The organism is Dactylosporangium vinaceum (genome assembly GCF_019904175.1).
Taxonomy (GTDB): Bacteria; Actinomycetota; Actinomycetes; order Mycobacteriales; family Micromonosporaceae; genus Dactylosporangium; species Dactylosporangium vinaceum.
On record NZ_CP061913.1, the window covers coordinates 5635950 to 5660232 of the forward strand.

General features: G+C 73.9%; 29 protein-coding genes and 1 pseudogene. 21 read left to right on the plus strand and 9 right to left on the minus strand.

The features are described from left to right. Genes Dvina_RS25195 through Dvina_RS25205 form a run of 3 tightly spaced genes read right to left on the minus strand, consistent with a single transcriptional unit; the run spans nucleotide 1 to nucleotide 2472 of the window. A complete protein-coding gene (locus Dvina_RS25195) occupies nucleotides 1-519 on the minus strand; it encodes a GAF domain-containing protein (RefSeq protein WP_223104921.1) in 519 nt (172 codons plus the stop codon). A gap of 16 nt (nucleotides 520-535) precedes the next feature. Further along, entirely contained in the window at nucleotides 536-865 is a 330-nt protein-coding gene (locus Dvina_RS25200; RefSeq protein ID WP_223104922.1) for a hypothetical protein, read from the minus strand. Nucleotides 866-903: 38 nt separating this feature from the next. Next, nucleotides 904-2472, minus strand: coding sequence for a methyl-accepting chemotaxis protein (locus tag Dvina_RS25205; protein WP_223104923.1), 1569 nt, complete (start codon nucleotides 2470-2472; stop codon nucleotides 904-906). 134 nt (nucleotides 2473-2606) lie between these two features. Between Dvina_RS25205 and Dvina_RS54450 the strand changes: the two are divergent. Then, nucleotides 2607-2681 (plus strand): annotated as a pseudogene (locus Dvina_RS54450) (class I SAM-dependent methyltransferase); the annotation flags it as partial. A gap of 166 nt (nucleotides 2682-2847) precedes the next feature. Beyond that, complete coding sequence (locus tag Dvina_RS25215) at nucleotides 2848-3108, plus strand: hypothetical protein (RefSeq protein WP_223104924.1); 261 nt, start codon at nucleotides 2848-2850, stop codon at nucleotides 3106-3108. On the opposite strand, the gene Dvina_RS25220 is transcribed toward Dvina_RS25215, so the two are convergent. Next, on the minus strand, nucleotides 3070-3960 hold the full coding sequence (locus Dvina_RS25220; RefSeq protein ID WP_246656433.1) for an oxidoreductase: 891 nt from the start codon (nucleotides 3958-3960) through the stop codon (nucleotides 3070-3072). The two genes, Dvina_RS25215 and Dvina_RS25220, sit on opposite strands and share 39 nt — an antisense overlap. Here Dvina_RS25220 and Dvina_RS25225 point away from each other — a divergent pair. From Dvina_RS25225 to Dvina_RS25250, 6 genes are all read left to right on the plus strand, one after another. Then, the gene (locus Dvina_RS25225; RefSeq protein WP_223104926.1) at nucleotides 3959-4285 is read left to right on the plus strand and encodes an acyl-CoA-like ligand-binding transcription factor; all 327 of its coding nucleotides are present in this window, start codon (nucleotides 3959-3961) and stop codon (nucleotides 4283-4285) included. The genes Dvina_RS25220 and Dvina_RS25225 overlap by 2 nt on opposite strands. A 154-nt stretch (nucleotides 4286-4439) precedes the next feature. Continuing rightward, the gene (locus Dvina_RS25230; RefSeq protein WP_246656434.1) at nucleotides 4440-5771 is read left to right on the plus strand and encodes a glycoside hydrolase family 16 protein; all 1332 of its coding nucleotides are present in this window, start codon (nucleotides 4440-4442) and stop codon (nucleotides 5769-5771) included. 118 nt (nucleotides 5772-5889) lie between these two features. Continuing rightward, a complete protein-coding gene (locus Dvina_RS25235; RefSeq protein ID WP_246656435.1) occupies nucleotides 5890-7137 on the plus strand; it encodes a vanadium-dependent haloperoxidase in 1248 nt (415 codons plus the stop codon). Between the two features lie 30 nt (nucleotides 7138-7167). Continuing rightward, on the plus strand, nucleotides 7168-7989 hold the full coding sequence (locus Dvina_RS25240) for an alpha/beta hydrolase (protein ID WP_223104927.1): 822 nt from the start codon (nucleotides 7168-7170) through the stop codon (nucleotides 7987-7989). 41 nt (nucleotides 7990-8030) lie between these two features. Then, nucleotides 8031-8783 carry a polysaccharide deacetylase family protein gene (locus tag Dvina_RS25245; protein ID WP_223104928.1) on the plus strand — a complete coding sequence of 251 codons (753 nt, stop codon included), beginning with the start codon at nucleotides 8031-8033 and terminating at the stop codon, nucleotides 8781-8783. Beyond that, complete coding sequence (locus tag Dvina_RS25250; protein ID WP_223104929.1) at nucleotides 8780-10012, plus strand: YVTN family beta-propeller repeat protein; 1233 nt, start codon at nucleotides 8780-8782, stop codon at nucleotides 10010-10012. Before Dvina_RS25245 ends, Dvina_RS25250 begins: the two co-directional genes overlap by 4 nt. On the opposite strand, the gene Dvina_RS25255 is transcribed toward Dvina_RS25250, so the two are convergent. Continuing rightward, nucleotides 9896-10969: a GlxA family transcriptional regulator gene (locus Dvina_RS25255; RefSeq protein WP_246656436.1), complete on the minus strand. Its 1074-nt coding sequence runs from the start codon at nucleotides 10967-10969 to the stop codon at nucleotides 9896-9898. The two genes, Dvina_RS25250 and Dvina_RS25255, sit on opposite strands and share 117 nt — an antisense overlap. Nucleotides 10970-11051: 82 nt before the next feature. Between Dvina_RS25255 and Dvina_RS25260 the strand changes: the two genes are divergently transcribed. After that, a complete protein-coding gene (locus Dvina_RS25260) occupies nucleotides 11052-11216 on the plus strand; it encodes a hypothetical protein (RefSeq protein ID WP_223104931.1) in 165 nt (54 codons plus the stop codon). On the opposite strand, the gene Dvina_RS25265 is transcribed toward Dvina_RS25260, so the two are convergent. Further along, the gene (locus Dvina_RS25265) at nucleotides 11213-12070 is read right to left on the minus strand and encodes a hypothetical protein (protein WP_223104932.1); all 858 of its coding nucleotides are present in this window, start codon (nucleotides 12068-12070) and stop codon (nucleotides 11213-11215) included. The genes Dvina_RS25260 and Dvina_RS25265 overlap by 4 nt on opposite strands. Nucleotides 12071-12247: 177 nt before the next feature. Here Dvina_RS25265 and Dvina_RS25270 point away from each other — a divergent pair, with 177 nt between their 5' ends. Then, the gene (locus Dvina_RS25270; protein ID WP_223104933.1) at nucleotides 12248-13399 is read left to right on the plus strand and encodes an outer membrane protein assembly factor BamB family protein; all 1152 of its coding nucleotides are present in this window, start codon (nucleotides 12248-12250) and stop codon (nucleotides 13397-13399) included. Between the two features lie 5 nt (nucleotides 13400-13404). Here Dvina_RS25270 and Dvina_RS25275 read toward each other — a convergent pair whose 3' ends face one another. Beyond that, nucleotides 13405-14346: a phosphoglycerate dehydrogenase gene (locus Dvina_RS25275; RefSeq protein WP_223104934.1), complete on the minus strand. Its 942-nt coding sequence runs from the start codon at nucleotides 14344-14346 to the stop codon at nucleotides 13405-13407. 257 nt (nucleotides 14347-14603) lie between these two features. On the opposite strand from Dvina_RS25275, the gene Dvina_RS25280 reads away from it, so the two are divergent. From Dvina_RS25280 to Dvina_RS25295, 4 genes are all read left to right on the plus strand, one after another. Further along, nucleotides 14604-15044 carry an LppU/SCO3897 family protein gene (locus Dvina_RS25280; protein ID WP_223104935.1) on the plus strand — a complete coding sequence of 147 codons (441 nt, stop codon included), beginning with the start codon at nucleotides 14604-14606 and terminating at the stop codon, nucleotides 15042-15044. Between the two features lie 168 nt (nucleotides 15045-15212). Beyond that, the gene (locus Dvina_RS25285; RefSeq protein ID WP_223104936.1) at nucleotides 15213-16022 is read left to right on the plus strand and encodes a proprotein convertase P-domain-containing protein; all 810 of its coding nucleotides are present in this window, start codon (nucleotides 15213-15215) and stop codon (nucleotides 16020-16022) included. 80 nt (nucleotides 16023-16102) lie between these two features. Beyond that, nucleotides 16103-16903, plus strand: coding sequence for an MHYT domain-containing protein (locus tag Dvina_RS25290; protein WP_223104937.1), 801 nt, complete (start codon nucleotides 16103-16105; stop codon nucleotides 16901-16903). A gap of 48 nt (nucleotides 16904-16951) precedes the next feature. Then, on the plus strand, nucleotides 16952-18037 hold the full coding sequence (locus Dvina_RS25295) for a GAF domain-containing protein (RefSeq protein WP_223104938.1): 1086 nt from the start codon (nucleotides 16952-16954) through the stop codon (nucleotides 18035-18037). A 96-nt stretch (nucleotides 18038-18133) separates the two neighbouring features. Here the strand turns inward: Dvina_RS25295 and Dvina_RS25300 are convergent, their stop codons facing one another. Next, nucleotides 18134-18616: a YbhB/YbcL family Raf kinase inhibitor-like protein gene (locus Dvina_RS25300; protein ID WP_223104939.1), complete on the minus strand. Its 483-nt coding sequence runs from the start codon at nucleotides 18614-18616 to the stop codon at nucleotides 18134-18136. 48 nt (nucleotides 18617-18664) lie between these two features. On the opposite strand from Dvina_RS25300, the gene Dvina_RS25305 reads away from it, so the two are divergent. The 7 genes from Dvina_RS25305 to Dvina_RS25335 all read left to right on the plus strand — a co-directional run bounded on the left by Dvina_RS25305 (nucleotide 18665) and on the right by Dvina_RS25335 (nucleotide 23839). Continuing rightward, entirely contained in the window at nucleotides 18665-19300 is a 636-nt protein-coding gene (locus Dvina_RS25305; protein WP_246656437.1) for a GntR family transcriptional regulator, read from the plus strand. Continuing rightward, complete coding sequence (locus Dvina_RS25310) at nucleotides 19297-19446, plus strand: hypothetical protein (protein WP_223104940.1); 150 nt, start codon at nucleotides 19297-19299, stop codon at nucleotides 19444-19446. Before Dvina_RS25305 ends, Dvina_RS25310 begins: the two co-directional genes overlap by 4 nt. Then, nucleotides 19443-20246, plus strand: coding sequence for an alpha/beta fold hydrolase (locus tag Dvina_RS25315; protein WP_223104941.1), 804 nt, complete (start codon nucleotides 19443-19445; stop codon nucleotides 20244-20246). Before Dvina_RS25310 ends, Dvina_RS25315 begins: the two co-directional genes overlap by 4 nt. A gap of 84 nt (nucleotides 20247-20330) precedes the next feature. After that, on the plus strand, nucleotides 20331-21050 hold the full coding sequence (locus Dvina_RS25320; RefSeq protein ID WP_223104942.1) for an HpcH/HpaI aldolase family protein: 720 nt from the start codon (nucleotides 20331-20333) through the stop codon (nucleotides 21048-21050). Nucleotides 21051-21149: 99 nt separating this feature from the next. Continuing rightward, nucleotides 21150-21644, plus strand: a complete 495-nt coding sequence (locus Dvina_RS25325) for a SigE family RNA polymerase sigma factor (RefSeq protein WP_223104943.1) — start codon at nucleotides 21150-21152, stop codon at nucleotides 21642-21644. Continuing rightward, nucleotides 21637-22779, plus strand: coding sequence for a sialidase family protein (locus Dvina_RS25330; protein ID WP_223104944.1), 1143 nt, complete (start codon nucleotides 21637-21639; stop codon nucleotides 22777-22779). Before Dvina_RS25325 ends, Dvina_RS25330 begins: the two co-directional genes overlap by 8 nt. A gap of 16 nt (nucleotides 22780-22795) precedes the next feature. Further along, entirely contained in the window at nucleotides 22796-23839 is a 1044-nt protein-coding gene (locus Dvina_RS25335) for a right-handed parallel beta-helix repeat-containing protein (protein ID WP_223104945.1), read from the plus strand. On the opposite strand, the gene Dvina_RS25340 is transcribed toward Dvina_RS25335, so the two are convergent. After that, nucleotides 23836-24279: a TIGR03618 family F420-dependent PPOX class oxidoreductase gene (locus Dvina_RS25340; protein WP_223104946.1), complete on the minus strand. Its 444-nt coding sequence runs from the start codon at nucleotides 24277-24279 to the stop codon at nucleotides 23836-23838. The two genes, Dvina_RS25335 and Dvina_RS25340, sit on opposite strands and share 4 nt — an antisense overlap. Nucleotides 24280-24283: the final 4 nt, after the last annotated feature.

Below are 24283 nucleotides of genomic sequence, written 5' to 3' on the forward strand. Positions count from 1 at the left end.
CTACGACGCCGAGAGATTGAGCTCGTAGTGGCGGATGATGTCGACCACCTCGTCGGCGGCTGCTGTCAGCTCCGCGATCTCGGTGTCGGTGAAGGTGTGAGCCTCGCCGCTCATCGCGCAGTGGGCGCCCAGGATGTGCCCGGACGGCAGCCGCAGCGGGATGCCCGCATAGGAGCGGACCAGGCCGACCTGCACGACCGGGTTGGTGCCGTGGACCGGGTCGTCGCGGAGGTCGTCGACGACGTACGGGGCCTCGTCCAGGACGACCTGCGGGCAGAAGGTGAACTCGTTCGGGCCGCCGCCCGAGCTGACCAGGTCGTGCTCGGGGTCGGAGGCGGCCAGGGTCGCGGTGGCCGTGTCGAGGACGGCCTGGACGGCGGCGATCGGGACGTTCAGCCGGCCGGCGCTGCGCCGGCAGACCACCTGCAGGCGGTCGTGCAGGTCGGGGTTGAACAGGTCGTAGGCGGCCAGGCCGCGCATCCTGCCCAGGTTGGCGATCTTCTCATTGGACCGGTTCATGATCCTCGGGTCACCTCTACTCGGCTTGCGCAATCGTGGTCGGGTTGTCGAGTTCGCGCTCGCGGGCGCGGATCAGGTCGTGGACGGCGGAGAGCCGGACGAACGTCGCCGCCCGGATCGCGAGGCTGCGGCCGCACAGGGCGGTGACCGGGTCGGCCGCCAGCATCGCGGCGACCAGGCGGTCCAGGGACTCCGGGTCGCTCTCGCGGCCGGAGAGCCGGGCCTTGGCCAGCAGGTCGCCCCACAGCTGCTCGGCTCCGGCGCCGTAGAGGTTGTGCAGCGCCTCGCGGGCCTCGGTCAGGTCGGGGCGGGACATCTCGTACGGCCCGGTGTTCACAACGGTCACTACTGCCTCGCAATCCGCGCGGGCCCGGAGGCCGGTGATCAGTACGTGAACCTGGCGACCATGTTGTTGAGCCGGTCGGCCAGTCCGGACAGGTCGTCGGCGGCGCCCTGGCTGGAGTGGGCCGACGTCGAGGTGGCCGCCGTCACCTGGGCGACCGCCGAGAAGTTCGACTGCACCTCGCCGGCCCCGCGGGCGGCGTCGGTGATCGAGCGGGTCATCTCGTTCGTCGTGGCCGACTGCTCCTCGACGGCGGCGGCGATCGTGTGGCTGAACTCGGTCAGCTGCCCGATCACCTCCTCGATGCGCTGCATCGCCGCGCTGGCACCGTCGCTGCCGGCCTGGATGGCGCCGATCCGCTTGGTGATGTCCTCGGTGGCCCGGGCCGTCTCCTGGGCCAGGTCCTTGACCTCGCTGGCCACGACCGCGAAGCCCTTGCCGGCGTCGCCGGCCCGGGCCGCCTCGATGGTGGCGTTGAGCGCGAGCAGGTTCGTCTGCTCCGCGATCGACGTGATCAGGCGGACGACCTCGCCGATCTCGGCGCTTGACTGGCCGAGCGTGGTGAGCTGCCCGGTGGCCGTGCGGGCGATGTCAAGCGACTGGTTGGCGACGTCCGCGGCCCGCGAGGACGTGGTGGCGATCTCCTGGATCGAGGCCGTCATCTCCTCGGCGCCGGCCGCGACCGACTGGATGTTCACGTGGACCTCATCGGCGGCGCGGGCGGCCATCGACGCCTTGCCCGAAGCCTCGTCGGCCCCGACGTTCAGGTCGCCGCTGACCTTCGACAGTTCACCGGCGGCGCTGGAGAGCGTGTTGGCGGTACCCGCCAGATCTCGAACTGTCGCCCGGACGGACTCCATTGCCGAATCGAGGTCGCGGCTCATCTGGCCGAACTCGTCGTTCGTCGTGAGCCCGCTGGACACGGTGAGGTTCCCGGCGGCCAGGGCCGTGATCGCCGCGCGCACCCGGTCGACCCGGTGGCTGGTCTGCCGCGTGATCATCACGGCGGCCACCGTCATGCCGGCCAGCAGGACGATCACGCCGATGACGATGGAGGTCTTCGTGCGGGTCTCGGCGCTGTTCGCGGCGGCGGCGCGCTCCGAGAGCAGGCTGGCCTCCTCGTCGTACATCGCCGCCGTCAAGGTGCGGATCTGGTCCATCAGCGCCTTGCCCGCGTTGGTGAGCACGATCTTCTGTGCGGCCTCGAAGCCCTCCGCCCGGCGCGTGTCGATGACCTTCTTGAGGGAGGCCAGCCGGGCCGTGATCAGCGGGGCCAGCTGGTCCAGGCGCTGCTGCTGCCTGGGGTTGTCGGCGGTGAGCGAGCGCAGCTTGGCCTGCTCGGCGTCCACCTGCGGCAGCGCCTTCGCGTACGGGTCGAGGTACGCGTCCTCCCCGGTGATCACGTAGCCGCGCTGGCCGGTCTCGGCGTCCTTGATGCTGGAGTTGAGCGCCTCGACCTGCCCGAGCACCTCGTACGTGTGCTTCACCTTGCCGTTGGTCGCGACCAGCGAGTCGACGGACAGGTACGCGACAGTGCACACGGCTCCGAAGACCAGCGCGATGCCGACGAAAATCAGCATCAGCTTGCGGCCGATGGTCATGCTCGTCATGTCCGGCTCTTCGGACTGCCGGGCGCGCGGCTGAGAGAAACTCCGCAACCGCTTTCCACCGAAACGCACCCGACAACCGGCGCCGGCGGGTGCTAGCCTCGCTTCGCCACTTCGTCCTGGAGGATGGCGCGCGGGTGCTGGACGTGCCGTGCGGCAGCGGCCGGCACAGCATCGCCCTCGCCGGCCGCGGCTACCGGGTCACCGGCCTCGACATCTCGGCGGAGGCGATCGGGCACGCCCGCTCGCGACCGCGGGCACCCGCGAGTTCGTGGCGGCGCCGGCCCGCACGGTGCGGCCCGGCGGCGGCCTGGTCGTCGACTTCAGCGCGGCCGCCGAGTCGGTGCTGCCCGGCTTCACCGGCGCGCCGACCGGGTCATGCACACCGGCGACATCACCGTCGAGGCGCGCACCGAGTACGACCCGGTGGACAGCCGCATGCTCAGCCACTACCGCTTCATCCGCGGCGCCGAGGTCCATGCGGCGACGGCGGCGCACCACGTGTACACCAGCGGCCAGATCGGCGACTTCCTGACGGACGGCGGGTTCGGCGAGATCCGCCGCTTCGCCGGCCCCGACGGGTCACCGTTCACGCTCGGCTCACCCCGGCTCCTGGTGACGGCCCGCCGGGTCGAGTAGCCGGACGCCCGTCCGCTCCTCGGAGACCGCCCACAGCCGCCGGGCGGTCTCCGGGTCGCGGGCCGCCGCGGACGGCGGCACGACACCGGGCGCGCCGCGCATCTCGCCGAGCCCGGTCGGCCCGATGAACTGGCCGCCTTCGCCGCTCGTCGCGGCGAGCACGATCGGCCGGGCGCCCTGCTCCGCGCTGACCGCCAGCAGCGGGTTGCCGAGCTTCATCAGCGCCCACCGGTACAGGCCCGGCTTGACCGTCGCCTGCAGCCCGGTCGCCGCGTATCCGGGGTGAGCCAGCACGCTGCGCACCGGCGAGCCCGCGGCCGTCAGCCGCCGGTGCGGCTCCAGGCCGAAGATCGCGTTGGCGAGCTTCGACTGGTTGTAGGCGCCTGTCGCGCTGTAGGCGCGGGCGCCGTCGAGGTCGTCGAAGTCGATGCGGCCCTGGCGGTGCAGGGTCGAGCTGACGGTGACGACGCGCGGGTCCGCGCCGGCGGCCAGCCGGTCCAGCAGCAGCCCGGTGAGGGCGAAGTGGGCCAGGTGGTTGACCGCGAACTGCAGCTCGTACCCCTGCGCGCTGAGCGTCCGCGGCGGCGCCATCACGCCCGCGTTGTTGATGAGCACGTCGACCCGCTCGACCCCGCCGGCGAACGCCCGGACCGAGTCGAGGTCGGCCAGGTCGACCACGCGTACCTCGGACGACGAGCCGCTCGCCAGCTGCGCCTGCGCGGCCCGGCCCCGGCCGGGATCGCGCACGGCCAGGATCAGGTGCGTGCCGTCCACGGCGCTGAGGAGCCGGGCGGTGGCGAGGCCGAGCCCGCTGCTCGCCCCGGTGATCACGAATACGCGTCCGGTCGTCATGCGCACCATCATGGCCGTCGACTTCTGCGCCGATCACCACGACCCGGTGAAGACGCTGGCGGTGGTCCGGCTGATCCAGCGTACGCCGGCCCTGCGCGCCCGGACGCTCGAGCGGCAGTCCCGCTGGCAGGCCGATCTCGCGGAGGTCCTGGCCGAGCGGCTCGGGCTGCCCGCCGACGACCTCTTCCCGGACCTCGCCACCCGGATGGCCCTCGCCGCCTTCGACGCCGCCATGGAGCGCTGGGCCCTCAGCGACGGCGCCGCCGACCCGCGCGCCCTGACCGAGCGGGCGTTCGCCCTCCTGGAGCCGGCCCTGCGGCGCTGAGGCGCCGGGGGCGGTCGCCCTAACGCAACCTCAAAGCGATCTTTGGTCGGTCTTTGGGCGTTGACCCGGCGGCAGTGATGGGCTTAGTTTTCACGCACATCGATCGTCGATGAAAATTCCGACCGCCAACGGAATGCTTCAGGGAGGCTTCGCCATGCCCATCAGGCTCACTTCGCCACGTCCGATCCTGGCCGTGGCCGCGCTGGTCCTCGGGACCGCACTCGGCGCGGTCGCGGTCACCGCGGCGACCACCGGCCAGGCCGGCGCGGCCGCGAACAGCTGCGGGAACGTGTTCGACGACTTCAACTACGCCTCGTCGAGCGACTCCGGGTTCACCGGGCACGGCTGGGTGCCCCGCGGCAACGCCGGCGGCCCCGGCGTGCCCGGTGCGACCTGGTCCCCGGCCCAGGTCACGTTCCCGACGTCGGGCGGGCAGAAGGTGATGCAGCTGACCGCGTCGACCGACGGCACCGGCGCCGGCACCCGCCAGGCCGAGGTGCTCTCGGCGCAGAAGCGCTACTTCGAGGGCACCTACGCCAGCCGCATCCGCTTCACCGACGCGCCCACGAGCGGCAACGACGGCGACCACGTCAACGAGACGTTCTTCGCGATCAGCCCGCTCAACGGCGACCTCGACCCGACGTACAGCGAGCTCGACTTCTCCGAGTACCTGCCCAACGGCGGCTGGGGGGAGGCCGGGCCCATCAACTACCAGACCAGCTGGTACACGTACCGCCCCGACCCGTGGTACGCCGACAACACCCACTCCCAGCAGCAGCGCAGCTACGACGGCTGGCACGACCTGGTGGTGCAGGTGTCCGGCGGCCACGCCAGGTACTACATCGACGGCACGCTTGTCGGCGACCACTCGGGCAAGTTCTACCCGCGCCAGACGATGACCGTGAACTGGAACCTGTGGTTCATCGATACGGCCGCGCACACCGGCGGCACCGCCACGTACGTCCAGCAGGTCGACTGGTTCCTGTTCGCCCGCAACCAGGTCCTGTCCCCGTCCGCCGCGACGGCCCAGGTCGCCGCCTACCGTGCGGCCGGCAGCACCTTCACCGACACCTTCGACACCGCCCCGGCGTGCGGCGCGAACGGCAACACCGGCGCCATTGTCGGCAATGGCAGCAACCGCTGCATCGACATCCCGTCGGCCAACGCCGCCGACGGCAACCAGCTGCAGATCTGGGACTGCAACGGCACGAACGCCCAGCAGTGGACCTTCAACGCCGACGGCTCCGTGGGCGCCATGGGCAAGTGCATGGACGTCTCCGGCGGCTCCACCGCCGACGGCGCCACCATCCAGCTCTGGACGTGCAACGGCACCGGCGCCCAGAAGTTCACCCTGACCGCCGCCGGGGACCTGGTGAACCCCCAGTCCAACAAGTGCGTGGACGTCGAGAACGTGGCCACCGCCAACGCCTCGAAGCTGCACCTCTGGACCTGCAACGGCGCCAGCAACCAGAAGTGGCACCGCTGACCGACGCCGACCGACCGGGGACCCCACCGCGCGACCGGTGGGGTCCCCGCGGCGCGGGGCCGGCGCGGGGCCGCTATTCCCTATTGAAACGATCGGGAATGCCGACTATGGTCACGGCGTGCACACACCGAAGACCATTTCTCGCCGGGCCCTGCTGACGGCCGCTGCCGGCGCGGGTGCGGCCACCGTCCTGACCCCGTCGCCGGCCGGGGCGGCCGGGCCCGGGGTCGACACGCTGCTCGAGTGGTACGACGTCACCGCGGCCGCGGTCGGCGTCATCACCGGGCCGCAGCAGGTGACCAACAGCCGGACCTGGGCCATCGCCTGGATCGCCGCCGGGCGCGCGATCGCGGCCGCCCGTCCCGGGCCGGAGGCGGAGCTCGCGCTCGCCGGTGCGGTACACGAGACGCTGCTCGTCACCAATCCCGCGGCGGCCGCCACCGTGGACGCCGCGTTCGCGGCCACGCTGGCCCGGCTCGACGTCCGGCGTCCGGAGCGGGCCGTCGCCGCCGGTGCCGAGGCCGCCCGCGCGGTGCTGGCCGAGCGGGCCGGGGACGGGCTCGACCTGGCCTCCGTCAACCGGCCGTTCACGCCACCGCCGCCCGCGCCCGGGGTCTGGCAGCCGACGCCGCCCGCGTTCGCCGCGGCCGTGCAGGCCGGGCAGGGCGACGGGCGGCCGTTCCTGGTGCGCGGCGTCGATCCGCTGCTGCCGGGGCCGCCGCCGGCCCTCGGCAGCGACGTCCACCTGCGGGACCTGGCCGAGTCGCGGGCGGTCGGGGCCGCGGACAGCGCCGTGCGCACGCCGCAGCAGACCGCGGTGGCCCGGTTCTGGGCGCAGACCTCACTCAACGGCTTCACCGGCGCGCTGCGCACGACCGTCGCCCCGGGCGGCTCGCACGCCGCCGGCCGCCGTCCGCTGGCCCGGCGGGCCGAGCTGATCGCGGTGTTCCACGCGGCGACGATCGACGCGCAGATCACGACGTACAAGGCGAAGTACCGCTACCTGGCCTGGCGCCCGGTCACCGCGATCCGGACCGGCTCCGTCACTCCGGACCCGGCCTGGACGCCGCTGCTCAACACGCCGGCGCACCCGGAGTACCCGTCCGGGCACACCACCTACGCGGGCGCCGCCCAGGCCGTGCTCGACACGCTCGCCGGGCCGCCGCGCGCACCGTTCACGCTGACCAGTCCGGTCGCGGCCGACGTCACGCTCACCTACCGCCGGTGGTCGGAGCTGACCCGGGACAACATCGACGCCCGGGTCTGGCAGGGCGTGCACTTCCGGCACACGGACGAGGTCGGCGCCGCCGTCGGGCGGCGGGCGGCCCTGGCCGCGCTCGAGCGCCGGCACGGCGGGCCCCGCTAGGCGTCATCGCCGCGGGTCTATCAAATTGTGATGCAACTTCCGGGCCGGTTCGAGGATCGCAACGGTATGCGCATCATCGCGGGGATCTGCTGTGTCCTGCTCCTGGCCGGCTGCGGCCCGGCGGCGGACGAGCCCGGTGCGGCCCGCCCGTCGTCGACGCCGAGCCGGGCCGCCGCCGCGCCCAGCCCGACCCGCGGCCTGTGCGGCGACGCCGCGCTCGACGACAAGCAGGTGACGTTCCCCGGCCCGACCGGCACCTACCTCGCCGGGTACGTCCTCGGCGCGGGCGACGTCACCCTCGTGCTCGCCCCGCAGGCCGGCGCGACCGGCTGCTCGTGGCTGGCGTGGGCGCGGGAACAGGCGGCGGCCGGGTATCGCGTGCTCGCCTTCGACTTCAACGGCGAGGGCCGCTCGCGCCGGGCCGACACCGGCCGCAACTCCGGTGACGTCGCCGCCGCGGCCGCCTATGCGCGGGCCGGCGGTACCGGCAAAGTGGTATTGATCGGGGCGTCTCGCGGTGCGACGGCGACACTTGTCGCGGCGGCGGCGCTGAACCCGCCGCCGACCGCCGTCATCAGCCTCTCCGGCCCGGCGACCTACGGGGGCGAGGACGCCGCGCAGGCCGTGGCCCGGCTGAGCGCCCCGGTCCTGTACGTGGCGGCGAAGGGGGACAGCGCCTTCGCCGCGAACGCGCAGACGATGTACGACGCCACGCCCGGCTCGGCCCGCCGGCTGGTCCTGGTCGAGGGCGCGCTGCACGGGACCGGCCTGCTCACCATCGCTGACGTCGGCGCGGCGGAGGCGGCCAAGGCGGTCGGCGACTTCCTGCGGACCACCACTCGGGTGACGTGATCTTCGGCTGATTCTCAGGATCGGCCGGGCAGGATGCGGGCGTGGATCGACGGACACTGCTCCTGGCGGCCGGTGCCGCCACCCTCGGCGGCTGTGGGGAGCCGCCCAGGGCGCCGGTGGCGGCGCCATCCCCGCAGCCGGCCGGCAGCCCGGTCCCCTCGAGCCCGGCCGCTTCGAGCCCGGCGCCGCGGACGCTGCCGGCCGAGGTCGACAGCGGGCCGCGGGACGTGGCGGCGGTCGCGCTGACATTCCACGGGCAGGGCGAGCCGGGCGTGGTCGGCGGGCTGCTCGACGCCCTCGCCGCCGCGCAGGTCAAGGCCACGGTGCTCGCGGTGGGGACGTGGCTGCAGCAGCAGCCGCAGCTGGCCCGCCGGGTCGTCGCCGACGGCCACGAGCTCGGCAACCACACGCTCAACCACGCCGACATCAAGAGCATGAGCGACGACAAGGCGTACGCCGAGATCGCCGGCTGTGCCGAGGCGGTGCGCTCGGTGTCGGGGCAGATCGGCCGGTGGTTCCGCCCGTCGCAGACGCAGCACAGCACGGCGCGGATCCGGGCGCAGGCGGCCCGGGCCGGCTACGCGACATGCCTGTCGTACGACGTCGACTCGCTCGACTACACCGACCCGGGCCCGGACGCGGTCGTGCGCACCACGCTGCAGGGCGTGCGCAACGGGTCGATCGTGAGCCTGCACTTCGGCCACGCCGGCACCGTCACCGCGATCCCGAAGCTCCTCGCCGGCCTGCGCGACCGCGGCCTGCGCCCGGTCACGGCCTCGGAGCTGCTCGCATGACCGCGCGGCTGGTCACGGGGCGGATCGTGGCTGTTCTCGTGCTCGTCGGGTCGCTCGTCGCGGCCTGCTCCGCGGCGAAGGCCCAGGACGAGCAGCCCGCCGGGCCGGGCGACGACAACGCCCCGGCGAACATGACCGGCATGCCCGGCATGAGCGGTGGCCCGGCGCCGAGCGGGAGCGCCGCGACCAGGCCCGGGGACGGGCTGGCCGGGATGCCGGCGCTGCTCGACCCGCACGACGTCTACGCCGCGGACCGGCCCAACGCGCTCTCCGACCAGGTCCGCAACGACCCGTCGCGGGTCTACGTGCCGAACCTGGGCAGCAACACCGTCTCGGTCATCGACCCGGCCACGTTCAAGGTCATCAAGACGGTCCCGGTCGGCGGCGGGCCGCAGCACGTCGTGCCCGCGTGGGACCTGCGCACCCTGTGGGTGAACGACAACACCGGCAACCAGCTGGTGCCCCTCGACCCGGCGACCGGCACGTTCGGCAAGCCGGTGAAGGTCGACGACCCGTACAACCTGTACTTCACGCCGGACGGCAAGTACGCGATGGTCATGTCCGAGGCCCGCCACAAGATCGTGTTCCGGGACCCGCACACCATGGCGATCGTGAAGGAGCTGACCGTCGACTGCGCTGGCGTCAACCACGCCGACTTCTCGCCGGACGGCCGCTACTTCATCGCGACCTGCGAGTTCTCCGGTGATCTGATCAAGGTGGACGTCGTACAGCAGAAGGTCATCGGGCAGCTGCACCTGCCCGACGACCACGCGATGCCGCAGGACATCAAGATCTCGCCGGACGGCGGCACCTGGTACGTCGCCGACATGCACACCTCCGGCGTGTGGATCATCGACGGCGACCAGTTCACGGTGCGCCGGTTCCTCGCCACCGGCGCCGGCGCGCACGGGCTCTACGTCAGCCGGGACTCCAAGCACCTCTACATCGCCAACCGCGGTGAGGGTTCGGTGTCGCTGCTGGACTTCGCCACGGGCGCGCTGAGCGCCAAGTGGAAGATCCCCGGCGGCGGCAGCCCGGACATGGGCGGCGTCTCGGCCGACGGCACGGTGCTGTGGCTGTCCGGCCGCTACAACGGCGAGGTGTACGCGCTGTCAACGACCGACGGGCACCTGCTCGCCCGGATCAAGGTCGGCACCCAGCCACACGGCCTCTGCGTCTGGCCCCAGCCCGGCCGCTACTCCCTGGGCCACACCGGCATCCTGCGCTGACGCCGCGAACGTCTTGCGGTAGGCGCGCGGTGGCACACCGCGGCGGCGCACGAACTGCTCGCGCAGCGTCGCCGCGGTGCCGAACCCGACCCGCCGGGCGACCTCCTCGATCGAGAGGTCGGCCGTCTCCAGCAGCTCCTCGGCACGGTGCAGCCGCTGGCTGAGCACCCAGGCGTGCGGCGTCGACCCGGTCGCGGCGCTGAACCGGCGGGCGAAGGAGCGCTGGCTCATCAGCGCCCGGGTCGCCAGGGTCTCCACGGTCAGCGGGCGGTCGAGGTTGGCCCGGGCCCAGGCCAGCACGCCGGACAGCCGCTCGTCGTCGCAGCCGGCCGGCACCGGCGCCGACACGAACTGGGCCTGGCCGCCGTCGCGGTGCGGCGGCACGACCATGTCCCGGGCGATCGCGTTGGCGACGGCCGCGCCGTACTCGCGGCGCAGCAGGTACAGGCACATGTCGACGCCCGCGGCGCCGCCCGCGCCGGTGACGACCCGGCCCTCGTCGACGTAGAGCACCTCGGGCAGGACGGTGACGGCCGGGAACCGCTCGGCCATGGCGCCGGCCCACCGCCAGTGGGTGGTGGCCCGCCGCCCGTCGAGCAGCCCGGCCGCCGCCAGCACGTAGGTGCCGGTGCAGTAGCCGGCGACGATGGCGCCCCGCGTGTGGGCCTCCCGGATCGCCGCGAGGGCCTCCGGCGGCGGCTGCAGCTCGAACGCGTCCCACGACGTGACGAGCACCAGGTCGGCCCGGGCCAGCCGGTCGAGGCCGTGCTCGATCAGCATCTTGAGCCCGCTGTCGGTCGTGACCGGGCCGGGCCGGTCACCGCACACCGTGAAGTCGAACCCGGGGCTGCCGCGGTCGCGCCGGTCGAAGCCGAAGATCTCGCTGACGATGCCGATGCCCAGCGCGCCGGTGCCGTCGGCCGCATAGGCGGCCACGCTGCGAAAGGGGGTACCCACCGAATCATGATGGCAGAAAACCCGCGATCGTATGCAGGTCTGCCACTGGTGACCATGTATCGCCGCGGCGCAGGCTGAGGGCATGTTCGTCATCGACTGCCCGGCTCACCGTTCCCGCGTCGTGCTCTCCGAGCGGCGCATCCGCTGCCTGCGCAACACCGACGCAGGCATCCTGCTCGACCTCGAGTGCTACTGCGGTCACATCGAGCGCATCCTCACCGGCCGCGCCCGCCACGCGCGCGTCTAGGGGCTGGACTCCGGCTGCAGGTAGATGTGCCGGGCCGCGGGGACGAAGTCCCGGATGTGCGCGCGGGCCCGGTGCAGGGCGGCGGCCACGTCGGCGTCGGCGGGCAGCCCCACGCGGGCGGTGACCATCAGCTCGTCGTGGGCGAGCCGGACGACGTGCAGCTGCCCGACCGTGCGGATGTCGGCGGCCAGCAGCGCCAGCTCGATGCCGTCGGTGTCGGCGGGTGCGGCCGGGGCGAGCACGGCCAGGCCGACGAGCCGGGCCGCGAGGAGCAGGTCCACGCCGGCGATCACGGCGGCGACGGCGCCCGCCGCGACGGTGTCCAGCAGCCGGGTGTGGCTCATGTGGCAGGCCGCGACGCCGGCCAGTGTCGCGAGGGTGGCGGCCGGCGCGGCCACGTGCACCGCGACCGTCAGCGAGGTCCGGATTCGCGGATTGTGCCGGAGGTAGGCCCGCCACGATGCGCGGTTGCGGTCCCGGTTCGCCGCCCGCAGCACCACGGCCGCGGCCCCGGCCTGCACCGCGAACGCCAGGCCGAGCGCGGCGCGGGCGGCGCCGGACGGCTCGACGCACGGGATCGGCCCGGCCGGGGTGACGGCCGCCCAGACGACGGACAGCGCGGCCAGGGTGGACCCGGCCACGCTCGCCGTCAGCGGCAGCAGCAGCCGGTCGCGCCGGGGCACCGGCACCGGCGCGGAGGAGCGCGGCAGCTGCGTGACGAGTGCGGCCAGCGCGAGCGCGGCGACCGCGACGATCATCGTGGCCGCGGTCGCCGCGTATGCGGCGAGCAGCAGCGCGATGGCCGCGGTGGCGCAGCCGAGGCTGACGCGGCGAACTGTCCCGAAGGTGCGCACCCGCCCATCTTGGACCGACGCCGCAAAGGTGCCAACGACCGCCGGGCGGGCCGGGTTGCGCGGCCGGCGGCGGGCCAGCCGTGCGGGCTCATCCGATCCGGCAGACCTGGTCCGCACCGGCGGTGATCGATGCGGATCGGCCCGCTCCGGCGGCCTGAGCGGTTTATGGTCCTGCGCATGCACTTAGCCCGATACGTCCGCAATGTTCGACCCCGGTGGCGGTGGCGCCTGCCGATCCTCGCCGCCGCGCTCACGGTGCTCGCCGGCGTGCCCGCGATCGCCGTGGTCGCGCCCGCCGCGCTGCCGGCCCCCTCGTTCGACGGCCCCGTGTATTCGGTGGCCTACCGGGGCGACGTCGTGTTCGTCGGCGGCCAGTTCGCCGCCGCGGTCGTCGCCGGGCGCCGGATGCCGCGCCAGCACCTGGCCGCGTTCGACGCGCGCACCGGCCGGCTGCTGGACTGGGCCCCGCCGGCCGACGGCACGGTCCAGGCCCTCGCCGTGGCCGGCGGCACCGTGTACGCCGCGACGGACTCCGGCCTCACCGGTCTCGACGCCGGCACGGGTGCGGCGAGCGGGTTCAAGCACCGGGTCGCCGGGCGGGTGACGACGCTGGCCGCCGGGGCCGATCGGCTGTACGCCGGCGGCCGGTTCAGCGCGGTGGACGGGGTGAAGCGGGGCAACCTGGCCGCGTTCACGCTCGCCGGCGGTGCCCTCGACCCGGCCTGGACGGCGGGCGCCGACGATGCGGTGAACGGCCTTGCCGTCGACGGCCCGCGGGTGTACCTCGGCGGCCGTTTCCACCGCGTGAACGGCTCGAGCGCCCTGCGCCTGGCCGCCGTCGACGCCTCCACCGGCGCACTCGACCGCGGCTTCCGGCCGAACCCGCCCGCGGAGATCCTCGGCGTCGCCACCGAGGCCCGGCCCGGCGAGCGCGGCGGGGCGGCGGTCGCCGCGGCGATGGGCGGCCAGGGCGGCCGGGCCGCCGGATACAGCGCGGCCGGTGCCGTGCGCTGGCAGCGGGTCTTCGACGGCGACGTCCAGACGGTCGCGATCCTCGACGGCGTCACCTACCTCGGCGGGCACTTCGACGCCGCCTGCACCACGACCCGCAACGGGGCCCACGGCATCTGCACCGACGGCGCCGCGGCCCGGGTCAAGCTCGCCGCCGTCGACCGGTCCGGCCGGCTGCTGGACTGGGCGCCCCAGGCCAACGGCATCGTCGGCGTGCGCAGCCTCGCGGCCGGGGCGGCGACCGGCACCGTCACCGCCGGCGGCGAGTTCACCACGATCGGCGGCATCGTGCAGAAGCGGGTCGCGATCTTCGGCTGACCCGCTCAGCGGTCCACGACGTTGCGCAGCGGCGCTCCGGACCGCAGAGCCAGCAGGTTCTCCGCGATGAGCGCCGCCGCGCCGATCGGGCGGCCGCCGGCGGCGTGCGGGGTGATGATGACGTTCGGCTCGTCCCACAGGCCCGAGGCGGCCGGGAGGGGCTCGGTCTCGAAGACGTCGAGAGCGGCGCCGGCCAGGCGGCCCGCGCGCAGGGCGACCAGCAGCGCGGTCTCGTCGACGGTGGCGCCGCGGCCGACGTTGACGACCCAGGCGTGCGCGGGCAGCAGCGCGAGCTGCTCGGCGCCGAGGGCGTGGGCGGTCTCGTCGGTGGCGGGCAGGATCATGACGAGCACGTCGGTCGTCGCGAGGACCGTGGGGAGATCGGCGGTACCCACGACGGGAAATCCACTGCGATCGCCGGGCGTGCGGGCGATGCCGGTGACGGTGGCGCCCAGGGCGGCCAGGTGCGGTGCGAGCGTTGCGGCGATCCCGCCGAAGCCCCAGATGGCGACCCGGGCCCCGCGCAGGGTGCGGAACGTGCCGGTCGGGGCCACGGGCTGCAGGCCGCCCAGCTCGCCCGCCCAGCGGTGGCCGACCTGGGCCCGGACCAGCAGGTTGAGCCGGCGGGCGGCCGCCAGGATCAGGCCCAGCGTGTGCTCCGCGACGGTGAGGTCGTGCAGCGAGCGGCCCGACGTGACCACGACGTCCGGCGCGAACCCGGCGGCCACGACCGCGTCCGGCCCGGCGGCCAGCGTCTGCACCCAGCGCAGCCCGGCCAGCCGCTGTGCGGCGTCGCGCAGCTGGTGGCCCGGGTTGCCCCACACCACCAGCGCCTCGGCGTCGGTGTGCTCGGCGGGGATCGGGTCGGCGACGGCGTAGCGGACCGCGGTGACGTCCGCGGGCGCCTCGAGGTCGAGCTCGACGCTGTCCGGCAGCAGCAGCTTCATGCCACATATCTAACGCGGGCGCCGGCCCGGTGATCTCGACGGGGCGTGCACGAACACGCGAATCGCCTGTCGTGCCGCGAAGCGGCACCGCCGGTCAGAACCGGGCTGCTGCTGATCGCACACGCCGCGTACCGGGGCCAAAGCGGTCCGTGTGGGGCGATCACGATCACACGTCAGATAACGGACGGACCCTCGACGAACTGGCCTCCAGCCGGTAGCACTACCCGGTACGCATTCAACGGGAGGCACGAAACACCATGACCACACCACCCCAGCAGCAGCCGCCGGCCCCGGGTCAGCCGGCTCCGGGCCAGCCGCCCCAGCCGCCGCAGGCGCCCCTCGCGGCTCCCGGTCAGGCCCCGGCCGCGCCGGCCAAGAAGGGCATCAAGGTTCCGCGGCTGGTGATCTCGATCGTCGTCCTGATCGTGCTGGCCGGCGTCGGCTGGTACCTCAGCCGGGACGACGCGCTCAACGCCAAGACCGGTGACTGCCTGCACCAGAAGGGCGCGAACGACCTCGCGATCGTCAAGTGCGACAGCAGCGACGCGAACTTCAAGGTCCTCGGCCGGGTCGAGGACAAGACCGAGTCCGAGACCAACGCGGACGACATCTGCGCCCAGTGGGACGCCACCACGGCCACCTACTGGGAGGGCAAGTCGGGCCAGAAGGGCACCGTGCTCTGCCTGCAGGCCAAGTAAGAACCCTGCGGTTGTACGTCCGGCCGGGCGGCGCTGTGCACAGCAGCGCGGCCCGGCCGGTGGCCTGTCAAGATCCCTTCGTCCGATCGGGCGCGTCGGATTGCCGACGTCCGGATCGATCTTCACGCCCGTCCTCCTCTCGACCGGCACGGCAATGAGGAGGAAACGATGGGCACAGCAACGACATCGGCGCGGCGGTGGTTCGGGGCCGCACTGTCGGCGGCGCTGACGGCGGCGGTCCTGACCGTGGGCGGCGCACCGGCCACGGCCGCGGTGACGCCGTGCACGGGGACCAACAACACCGACACCGCCATCCCGGACCTGGGCTCTGTGGACGACCCGATCGCCCTGTCCGGCTGCGCGAGCACCGCCTCGGCCGCCAGCACCGTCGAGGTGCACATCGTGCACACCTACCGCGGTGACCTCGTGGTGACGCTGGTGGCGCCGGACGGTTCGGCCTACGTGCTGGCCAATCGCCAGGGCGGCAGCGCCGACAACATCGACCAGACCTTCACCGTCAACCTGTCGGCGGAGAACCCGAACGGGACCTGGAAGCTGCGGGTGCAGGACGCCGCCGCCAGCGACACCGGGTACGTCAACACGTGGAGGATCGACGCGGCCTTCGCCCCGCCCGGCTGCGCCGGCACGAACGCCACCGACTTCGCGATCCCCGACCCCGGCACCGTCGAGAGCGCCGTCACCCTGGCCGGCTGCCCCGCCGGCACCGCCTCGAACGTGAGCACCGTCGAGGTGCACGTCGTGCACACCTACCGCGGTGACCTCGTGGTGACGCTGGTGGCGCCGGACGGTTCGACGTACGTGCTGGCCAATCGCCAGGGCGGCAGCGCCGACAACATCGACCAGACCTTCACCCTCAACCTGTCCAGCGAGACCCGCAACGGCACGTGGAAGCTGCGGGTGCAGGACGCCGCGGCCAGCGACACCGGGTACGTCAACACCTGGACCATCACCACCTGATCACCTCTCCGGGTGAACCGGGCCCGCCTGCGCACACCGTGTGCGTCGGCGGGCCCGGCCGTGGTTGCTGCAATGGCGCAATGGCGACGGTCGATCATTTCTCCCACGGCGCGCTGAACCCGGCGTTCGCCTTCGGGCTGGCGTTCCTCGGCAGTGGGCTGGCGCTGAGCTGCGCCGCGCGTGGCCGGGCGGCCGGCTCGGCGCACCGGAAACGCTGGCTCACGCTTGCCTCGATGTCCCTCGGCGGCGGCATCTGGATCATGCACTTCATGGCGATGCTGGGCTTCGACGTCCCCGCCTCGCCGGTGCGGTACGACGTCGGCCTGACCGCGGTGAGCGTGCTGATCGCCGGCGTCGTGGTGTTCGTGGGCCTGTTCGTCGCCGGCACCGGCCGTCCGACACCGGTGCGCCTCATCTCCGGGGGCGTGTTCACCGGCCTCGGCGTCTCGGCCATGCACTACACCGGCATGGCCGCCGTCCGTGTCGCCGGCACCCTCACGTACCAGGCCAACCTGGTGCTGGCCTCCGTCCTGGTGGCGATCGTCGCGGCGATCGTGGCGCTGTGGCTGTCGGTGGTGGTCCGCGGCCGCGGCCAGGTGTTCGTCGCCGGCGGCGTGATGGCGTTCGCGGTGTGCGCCATGCACTACACCGCGATGGCCGCCGTCCGGGTCGACCTGGACGGCCACTGGCCCGACTCGGTCCACGGCGTGACCCCGATCAGCCTCGAACTGCCGATCACGCTGCTGGCCTCGGTCACCGTCGTGATCCTGGCGTTCGTCGCGCTGCACACCGTCTCCGCCGAGGACCGCAACCACCCCGTCGACCTCACGCCGATCCGCCCGCCCGGCAAGTGGCTGGCGAAGCACGCCCCGGCCCGCTGACCGGTCCACCGGTGGCCGCGGACGCCGACGGGTGCGATCATCCTCGCTATGACGGGGGCACCGCAGACTGCGGACGAGGACATGCGGGCGCTCTTCGGGCCGTCGGTCGCGGTGTTCGCCGCGCTGCGCGGGCCGGAGCACGCGGTCGAGGAGGCGAACCCGGCGTTCGCCGCCACCATCGGTGCCGCCCCGGCGACACTGCAAAGCGAGCTCGACGAGGTGTACCGCACCGGCGAGCCCCGCACCGCCCACGACGTCCGGATCGGTGAGCTGTCCTTCGACTTCACCTGCGAGCCGCGCCGCGATGCCGGGGGCGCCGTCACGGGCGTGCGGGTGATCGGGGTCGACACGACCCAGGTCCGGCAGGCCCAGTGGCTGATGGCCGAGCACCGCGCCCTACTGGAGCAGATCGCCCGGCAGGCGCCGCTGGCCGAGGTGCTCGACGGCATGGCCCGCTGCATCGAGCAGCTCGCCCCGGAGGAGGTGCTCGTCTCCGTCCTGCTGGCCGACGCCGACGGCCGGCACCTGCACCACGGCGCCGCGCCGAGCCTGCCCGCCTTCTACAACGAGGCCATCGACGGCATCGCCACCGGTGACGGGGTCGGCTCCTGCGGCACCGCCGCCCACCGGCGCGAGCCCGTGATCGTCAGCGACATCGCCGCGGACCCGCTCTGGGCCGACTTCCGCGACCTCGCGGGCCGGGCCGGGCTGGCCGCCTGCTGGTCCACCCCGATCCTCGGCCGGGACGGCGGCCTGCTCGGCACGTTCGCGATGTACCACCGCGCGCCGCGGGTGCCGCAGGAGTCCGACCTCGCCCTGGCCCGGGTCTTCGCGGGTACCGCAGCGCTGGCCATCGAGCGCGCCGAGGCCGACCGCCGCGCGGCCGCCGCGGCCGAGCTCGCGGCCCGCGTCCGCACCGCCGCCGCGGCCCTGGCGGCCCGCCCCCGCCCCGAGCACTGCCAGCTCGGCGGCGCCGACGGCTGCACCGCCGCGGCCGAGCTGAAGATCGCCGACTCGTGGGGCGACTCGGCGTGGGGCTGCCCGGAGCACGTCGAGGAGGCCATCCTGCACGTGCGCTCGGTCTTCATCGCCAGCGAGGACCTCGGCGGCCTGGTCGCCTACGTCAACCGGTGAGACACGAGCCCTAGCCCGCGCAGGGCGCCGGGGTCGCCCGCCGCGAGCACGACCGGCGGCCACTGCAAACGGGCCGGCGGCGAGCCGGGGTGCGGGTCAGCCGGACGCGGTCGCGACAAGCGTCGCGCGGGCCAGGGTGTGGCCGAGCATCAGGAAGCCCAGCATCGCCGGTGTCGCGTCCGGTGCCACGCCGATGTCCTCCACGTCGAGCGCGTGCACGGTGATGAAGTAGCGGTGCTCGCCGTGGCCCTCCGGCGGGGCGGCGCCCACGTACTGCGGCAGCCGGGCGTCGTTCGGCAGCTGCACCGCCGGCGGGGCGATCCCGGCGCCGGCGGGCAGCGTGGTCGTCGTGGCCGGCAGGTTGGCGACGGCCCAGTGCCAGAAGCCGGAGCCGGTCGGGGCGTCGGGGTCATACACGGTGACCGCGTAGCTGCGGGTCCCGGCCGGCGCGCCGCCCCAGCTGAGCTCGGGAGACACGTTGTCGCCGGGGAGCGTGCCGCCGGGCGCGACAGTCGCGCTGGTCAGGGTGAAGGCCGGGACCTCGGGGATGCGGGCGAAGGGATCGTTGCCAGTCGTCATAGTCGATCACAGTACATATAATCGATTATTTGCGGTAGTGTGAGGACCGTGACACAGCCCTCCGAGCGCATGTACGCGTCGCTGCGCACGGCCATCCTGCACGGGCGGTTCGCGCCCCAGGCCGCGCTCAAGCCGCAGGAGCTGGCCAACGAGCACGGCGTCAGCCTGGCGGTGGCGCGGGAGGCGCTGCTGCGCCTGGTCGGGGAGGGGCTGGCCGAGCGGCTGCCCAACCGGGGGTTCGCGGTGCCGGCGACGGGAGCGCAGCGCTGGCAGCGCATCGCCGAGGCCCGGGCCACGATCGAGCCGGCCGTGCTGGTGCTGGCCATCGAGCGCGGCGATCTGGAGTGGGAGAGCCGCGTCCGGGCCGCGCACCACCGCCTGGCCGGGACGCCGCCGTACGAGCGCGAGGGCGACGCCCACTACAGCGACGAATGGGCCGAGGCCCACCGCCGCTTCCACCGCACGCTGCTGGAGGGCTGCGGCAACGACGTCCTGCTGGCCACGTTCGACCGGCTGTGGCTCGACAGCGAGCTGGCCCGCCGCTGGTCCGCCCGGCGCACCCCGGGCCGCGACCACCGCGTCGAGCACCGCGAGATCGAGGCCGCCACCCTGGCCCGCGACGCCCCCGGAGCCGCCGAACTGCTCCGCCGCCACGTCGGGCGCACCGCCGAGGCCCTGGCGTGAGAGCCCGCCCGGCCACCAACGAGGCGGCCCGCCGCTTCTACGAGGCCGGCGGCTGGCACCCCGACGGCACCACCCGGACCGAGGACTTCGACGGCGAGCCGGTCGAGGAGCTGCGCTACCGCCGCCGATCTACCATCGCGGAGTGACCGAGCGATTCATCGACGTCCCCGGCGGCTACCTCTACAGCCGCACCACCGGCACCGGCCCCGACGTGGTCCTGCTCCACGCGGGCGCGGCCGACTCCCGCATGTGGGACTCGACCGTCGAGTGGCTCGCGCCTATTGCCCGGGTCACCACGCTCGACTTCCGCGACATGGGCCTGTCCTCCCGCGCGACGGCGCCCTACCGCGAGGTCGACGACATCGCCGCCGTCCTCGACGCCGCCGGCATCGAGCGGGCGGTCGTGGCCGGGGTCTCCGACGGCGCCCGCCGCGCCGTCGCGTTCGCCTGCGCCCACCCGCAGCGGGTGGCCCACGTGGTCGCGGCCGGCGCCGTCTTCGGCGAGTTCCCCGACCCGACGCCGCAGGAGGCGGCCGCCCGGGCCGAGCTGCACGCGCACTTCGCCCGGATCGTGCCGCTGCTGGAGTCCGAGGGCATCGCCGCCTACGCCGCCGCCGACATCGCCATGTGGGGCCCGGCCCTGGCCCCGGCGGACCGGCGCAAGATGGAGGCGCTGCAGATCGCCAACGCACACTGGATCGAGCTGCCCGAGTCCCTGGGCGCCGACCTCGACCCGCCGGTCACCGCCCGCTTCGCCGAGGTGACAGCTCCGATGGACGTCATCGTCGGCGGCCACGACCTCGCCGGCACCCGCCTGTGGGCCCGCCGCCTGGCCGCCGGGGCGCCGAAAGCGACGCTCGTCGAGCTGCCCGGCGCCGACCACTTCCCGTTCCTCTCCGCCCGCCCCGACTTCGAACGCATCCTGCGCGCCGCCCTGGCGGTCTAGCGGCGGCGGGCGTCCTTGACGTCGCCGCCGGGTTGGGGCAGGTTCGGAGCGGTCCCGTGCCCGCGCAACCGCTAGGAGCACCGCATGTCCGCAATCGGGTACTGGGTTGCCCTCGACTCGCCGGTCTCGACCGAGCGGATCGCCCGGCTCGGCTACGACTACGTCTGCCTCGACCTCCAGCACGGCCTCATCGGCTACGACGGGATGGTCCGGGGCCTCATGGCGATCGACGCCGCCGGCCTGTCCAAAGGGTACGTCCGGGTCGGCGCGAACACGCCCCTGGAGATCGGGCGGGCCCTGGATGCCGGGGCCGTGGGCGTGATCGTGCCGCTCGTGGACACCGTCGAGGACACGGTGCGGGCCGTCGCGTCCTCGAAGTACCCCCCACACGGCTTTCGCTCCTACGGCCCGATGCGCTCGGGGCTGCGGATCGGGCCGGTCCCGGCCGCGGCCGACGCCGCCGTCGAGTGCTTCGTGATGATCGAGACGCCGGCCGGGCTGGCGAACGTCGAGGCGATCTGCGCGGTGCCGGGGCTCACCGGCGTGTACGTGGGGCCGTCGGACCTGTGCCTCGCGGTCGGCGGCGCCTACCCCGGCGACCCGGCCGTCGCGGACGTCTTCGCGGCCGCGCTGACCCGCATCCGCGCGGCCGCGGCCGCCGCCGGGGTCGCCGTCGGCATCCACACCTCCGGCGGTACCGATGCCGCGGGCCGGCTGGCCGAGGGATTCACGTTCGCCTCCATCTCCTCGGACCTCACCCACCTGGAGCAGGCCGCCGCCGAGCACCTGCGCGCCGCCCGCTGACCCGGCGGCCGGAAGGCACCGGCCCCGGCGGCCTCGTCCGGATCTGAGGGAACCTTTGCCCGGCCCCGGGAGTGGAAGGGGTGACAGGGGAGGGCAGGCGTGATCGAACAGCTCTACGGGGCGGCGTTCCAACGGCTCGTCGTGCAGTTGTACGCCGTCACCGGCGACCTCGGCGAGGCGCAGGAGGCGGTGCAGGAGGCGTTCGTCCGCGGGATCCAGGCGGGGCGGCGCTTCGAGCGTCTCGACAACCCCGAGGCGTGGCTGTGCCGGGTCGCGATCAACGTGAGCCGCAGCCGCCACCGCCGCCGGATCTTCCTCGACGGGCTGCTGCGCCGGGCCGGGCCGCCGCCGGTCGTGCCCGACCACTCGCCGGAGCACCTGGCGCTCATGGCGGCGCTGAAGCGGCTGCCGGTGCCGCAGCGGCACGCCATCGCCCTGCACTACCTCGTCGACCTGCCCGTCGACGAGGTCGCCGACGTGCTCGGCGTGTCCCTGGGGACCGTCAAGTCGCGGCTGTCCCGGGGCCGGCGCGCCCTGGCCGCGCTGCTCGACGACGTACGCCCGCTGACGACCGAGGGGAGCCACAGTGCCTGAGGAGTACCCGTTCCGGGCGGCCGTGGTCGCGACCGCCGTGCGCCCACCGGCGTTCGACGAGCTCTACGCCGAGGCCCGGCTGCGCCGGCGGCGCCGGCAGGCGCTGATCGCCGGTGTGTTCGTCATCGTCGTGCTGGCCGCGATCGCGCTGCCTCTCGCACCGCGGGGCGGCCAGGTCATCCCCGAGGTGCCCCCGACCGCCGACGCGCCCCGGGTGAGCCGCGTGCTCGCGCTGTCCACCAGCACAGTCGTCGCCGTGTCCTACCGCGAGTGTGACTCGGCGCTGGCGGTGACCACCGACGGCGGCCGCACCTGGAGCGACTGGCAGTACACCCCGCCGCCGGCCACCTGCACCGGTCCGCGGTCCGGCCCGATCGAGATCCTGCCCCTGGACGAGCACACGTTCCTGCTGACCCGCGAGGACGAGCAGCCCGGCGGCACGTTCCAGCGCCACCAGGACCTGAGCGTCGACGGCGGCCGGACCTGGCGGCCGCTCGCCGAGACGGCCCGCGACGTCACCGCCCTGCCGGCCACCGCCACGGTTGTCGACTGCGGCGCGAACCAGTGCTTCGGCCACGGCAACGACATCTTCGCGATCGACCCGTCCGCGGGCACCGTCTACCGCCTGACGGCGCGGCCGGGCGGGCTCGCCATCACCGGCTACACGGCCGCCGGCGGCGTCCTCTGGGCCGTGCTCAACAGTGGGCAGGCGCTCGCCTGGAGCACCGACCGCGGGGCGAACTGGCACGTCGAGCCGACCCCGGAGATGCACGGGGCGGAGGGGGTCTTCGCGGCCGACGCCGACCACGCCTGGCTCCTCTACCTGACCGACGACGGCAAGCCGCCGCACATCCGGTACACCACCGACGGCGGGCGCGGCTGGCAGGACACGGCGACCAACCTGCCGGCGGCCGTGATCGATGCGGTGCCGCTCACCGGCACCGCCGACGGCGCACTGCTGAGTGGGGGATGGGTGTCGCGCGACGGGGGCGCCACCTTCACCGCGCTGCCGATCCCGCCGGGTCCCGACACGCCCGTCTTCAGCGCCGGCCGTGGGGTGATGGTGGCGCAGTCGGGCGGAAAGGCGTACCTGACCGGTGACGGCGATCGATGGGTCACGGTGCCGCTGCCGTAGGACGTAGGCTCGGGCGATGCGGTGGAAGCTGGCATTCGGCGCGCTCGCCCTGATCGTGGTGGTGGCCGGCGGGTACTTCGCGTTCCGGCCCGGCCCGGCGGCCCGCCCGGCGGCCGCCGACCAGTCGGCCGGCTCCTCGGGCTCCGTCGCCGCGCCCGGCCCGGCTCCGGCTGACCCCGGCGGGCGGGCGGGTATGGGGGCGGCCTCGGCGAGCGCGAGCCCGGCGGCGGTCTGCGGCACGAAGGCCAACGTTCCCGGCGGGCGCGACCCGGCCGGCGGGTGCTTCCCGGGCCCGGACAACACGGGCGTGCCGGCCGGGGTGACGCTGACCAGGTACACCGGGCCGTGCTCGATCACCAAGGCCGGGACCGTGATCAGCGCGAAGCAGGTCACCTGCGACCTGGAGATCCGGGCGGCGAACGTCACGATCGAGAAGAGCCGGGTCGACGGTACCGTCAACGGCGCGGGCGTGGCCTTCACGATCACGGACTCGGTCATCAACGCCTCGCCCGACGGCATCCGCCAGACCACCGGCGTCGGCGAGTCCAACTTCACCCTGCGGCGGGTCGAGGTGCTCGGCGGCAACCGGGGCGTGTACTGCGCCTCCAACTGCACCATCGCCGACTCCTGGGTCCACGGCCAGAGGATCAAGGACGACTGGCACGCCTCGGCCGTCCGGATGGGCGAGCGCACCACCGTCACCCACAGCTCGATCGTGTGCGACGCCCCGATCCAGCCCGACCCGGAGGGCTCCTGCTCCGGCTCGCTGACCGGCTACGGCGACTTCGGCCCGATCCGCGACAACACCATCCGCGGCAACCTCTTCATGGCCACCCCGACCGCCGCATACTGCGCGTACGGCGGCTCGACCAAGGGCAAGCCCTACTCGGGCCAGACCGCCCGCATCGTCTTCGACAACAACGTCTTCCAGAAGGGCACCGGCAGCGTGAGCTGCGCGATCTACGGCCCGGTCGGCGACTGGGACCCGGCCGCACCGGGCGGCGTGTGGGCCAACAACCGCTTCGACAACGGCACTGTCATCCCGAACAAGGCGTCCTAGTTGCTGTAGACCCGCGCGGGCTCGACCAGCACGGCGGTCCGCCGCTGCTCCACCATCACCCGGTCGTACTCGTCCCAGTCGTCATGCGCTCCACCGGCCGCGGTGAACACCTCGCGCAGCAGCAGCCGGAGCCGCTCAGCGTCCACCCCGTCGGCCGGGTCGTCCGGCCCGATGAGCGTCACCGAGCCCTCGACGGTCGCCCACTCCCAGCCGGCCCGAGCCGTGACCGTCGCCTGCGGCCGGTCCCGGAGGTTGCCGAGCTTCACCCGGCCGTAGGTGACGAACCCGACGACCGGTACCCCGGTCAGCGGATGCGCGAGGACCCCCGCATTCACCACCGACGCCTGCACGGTCCCGCCACCGCGCAGCGTCGAAACGACCACCAGCCCGTGGTCCCGAGCCGCAAGCGCGGCAAAGCTCTCAAGCGTCGTCGCACCCATGCAC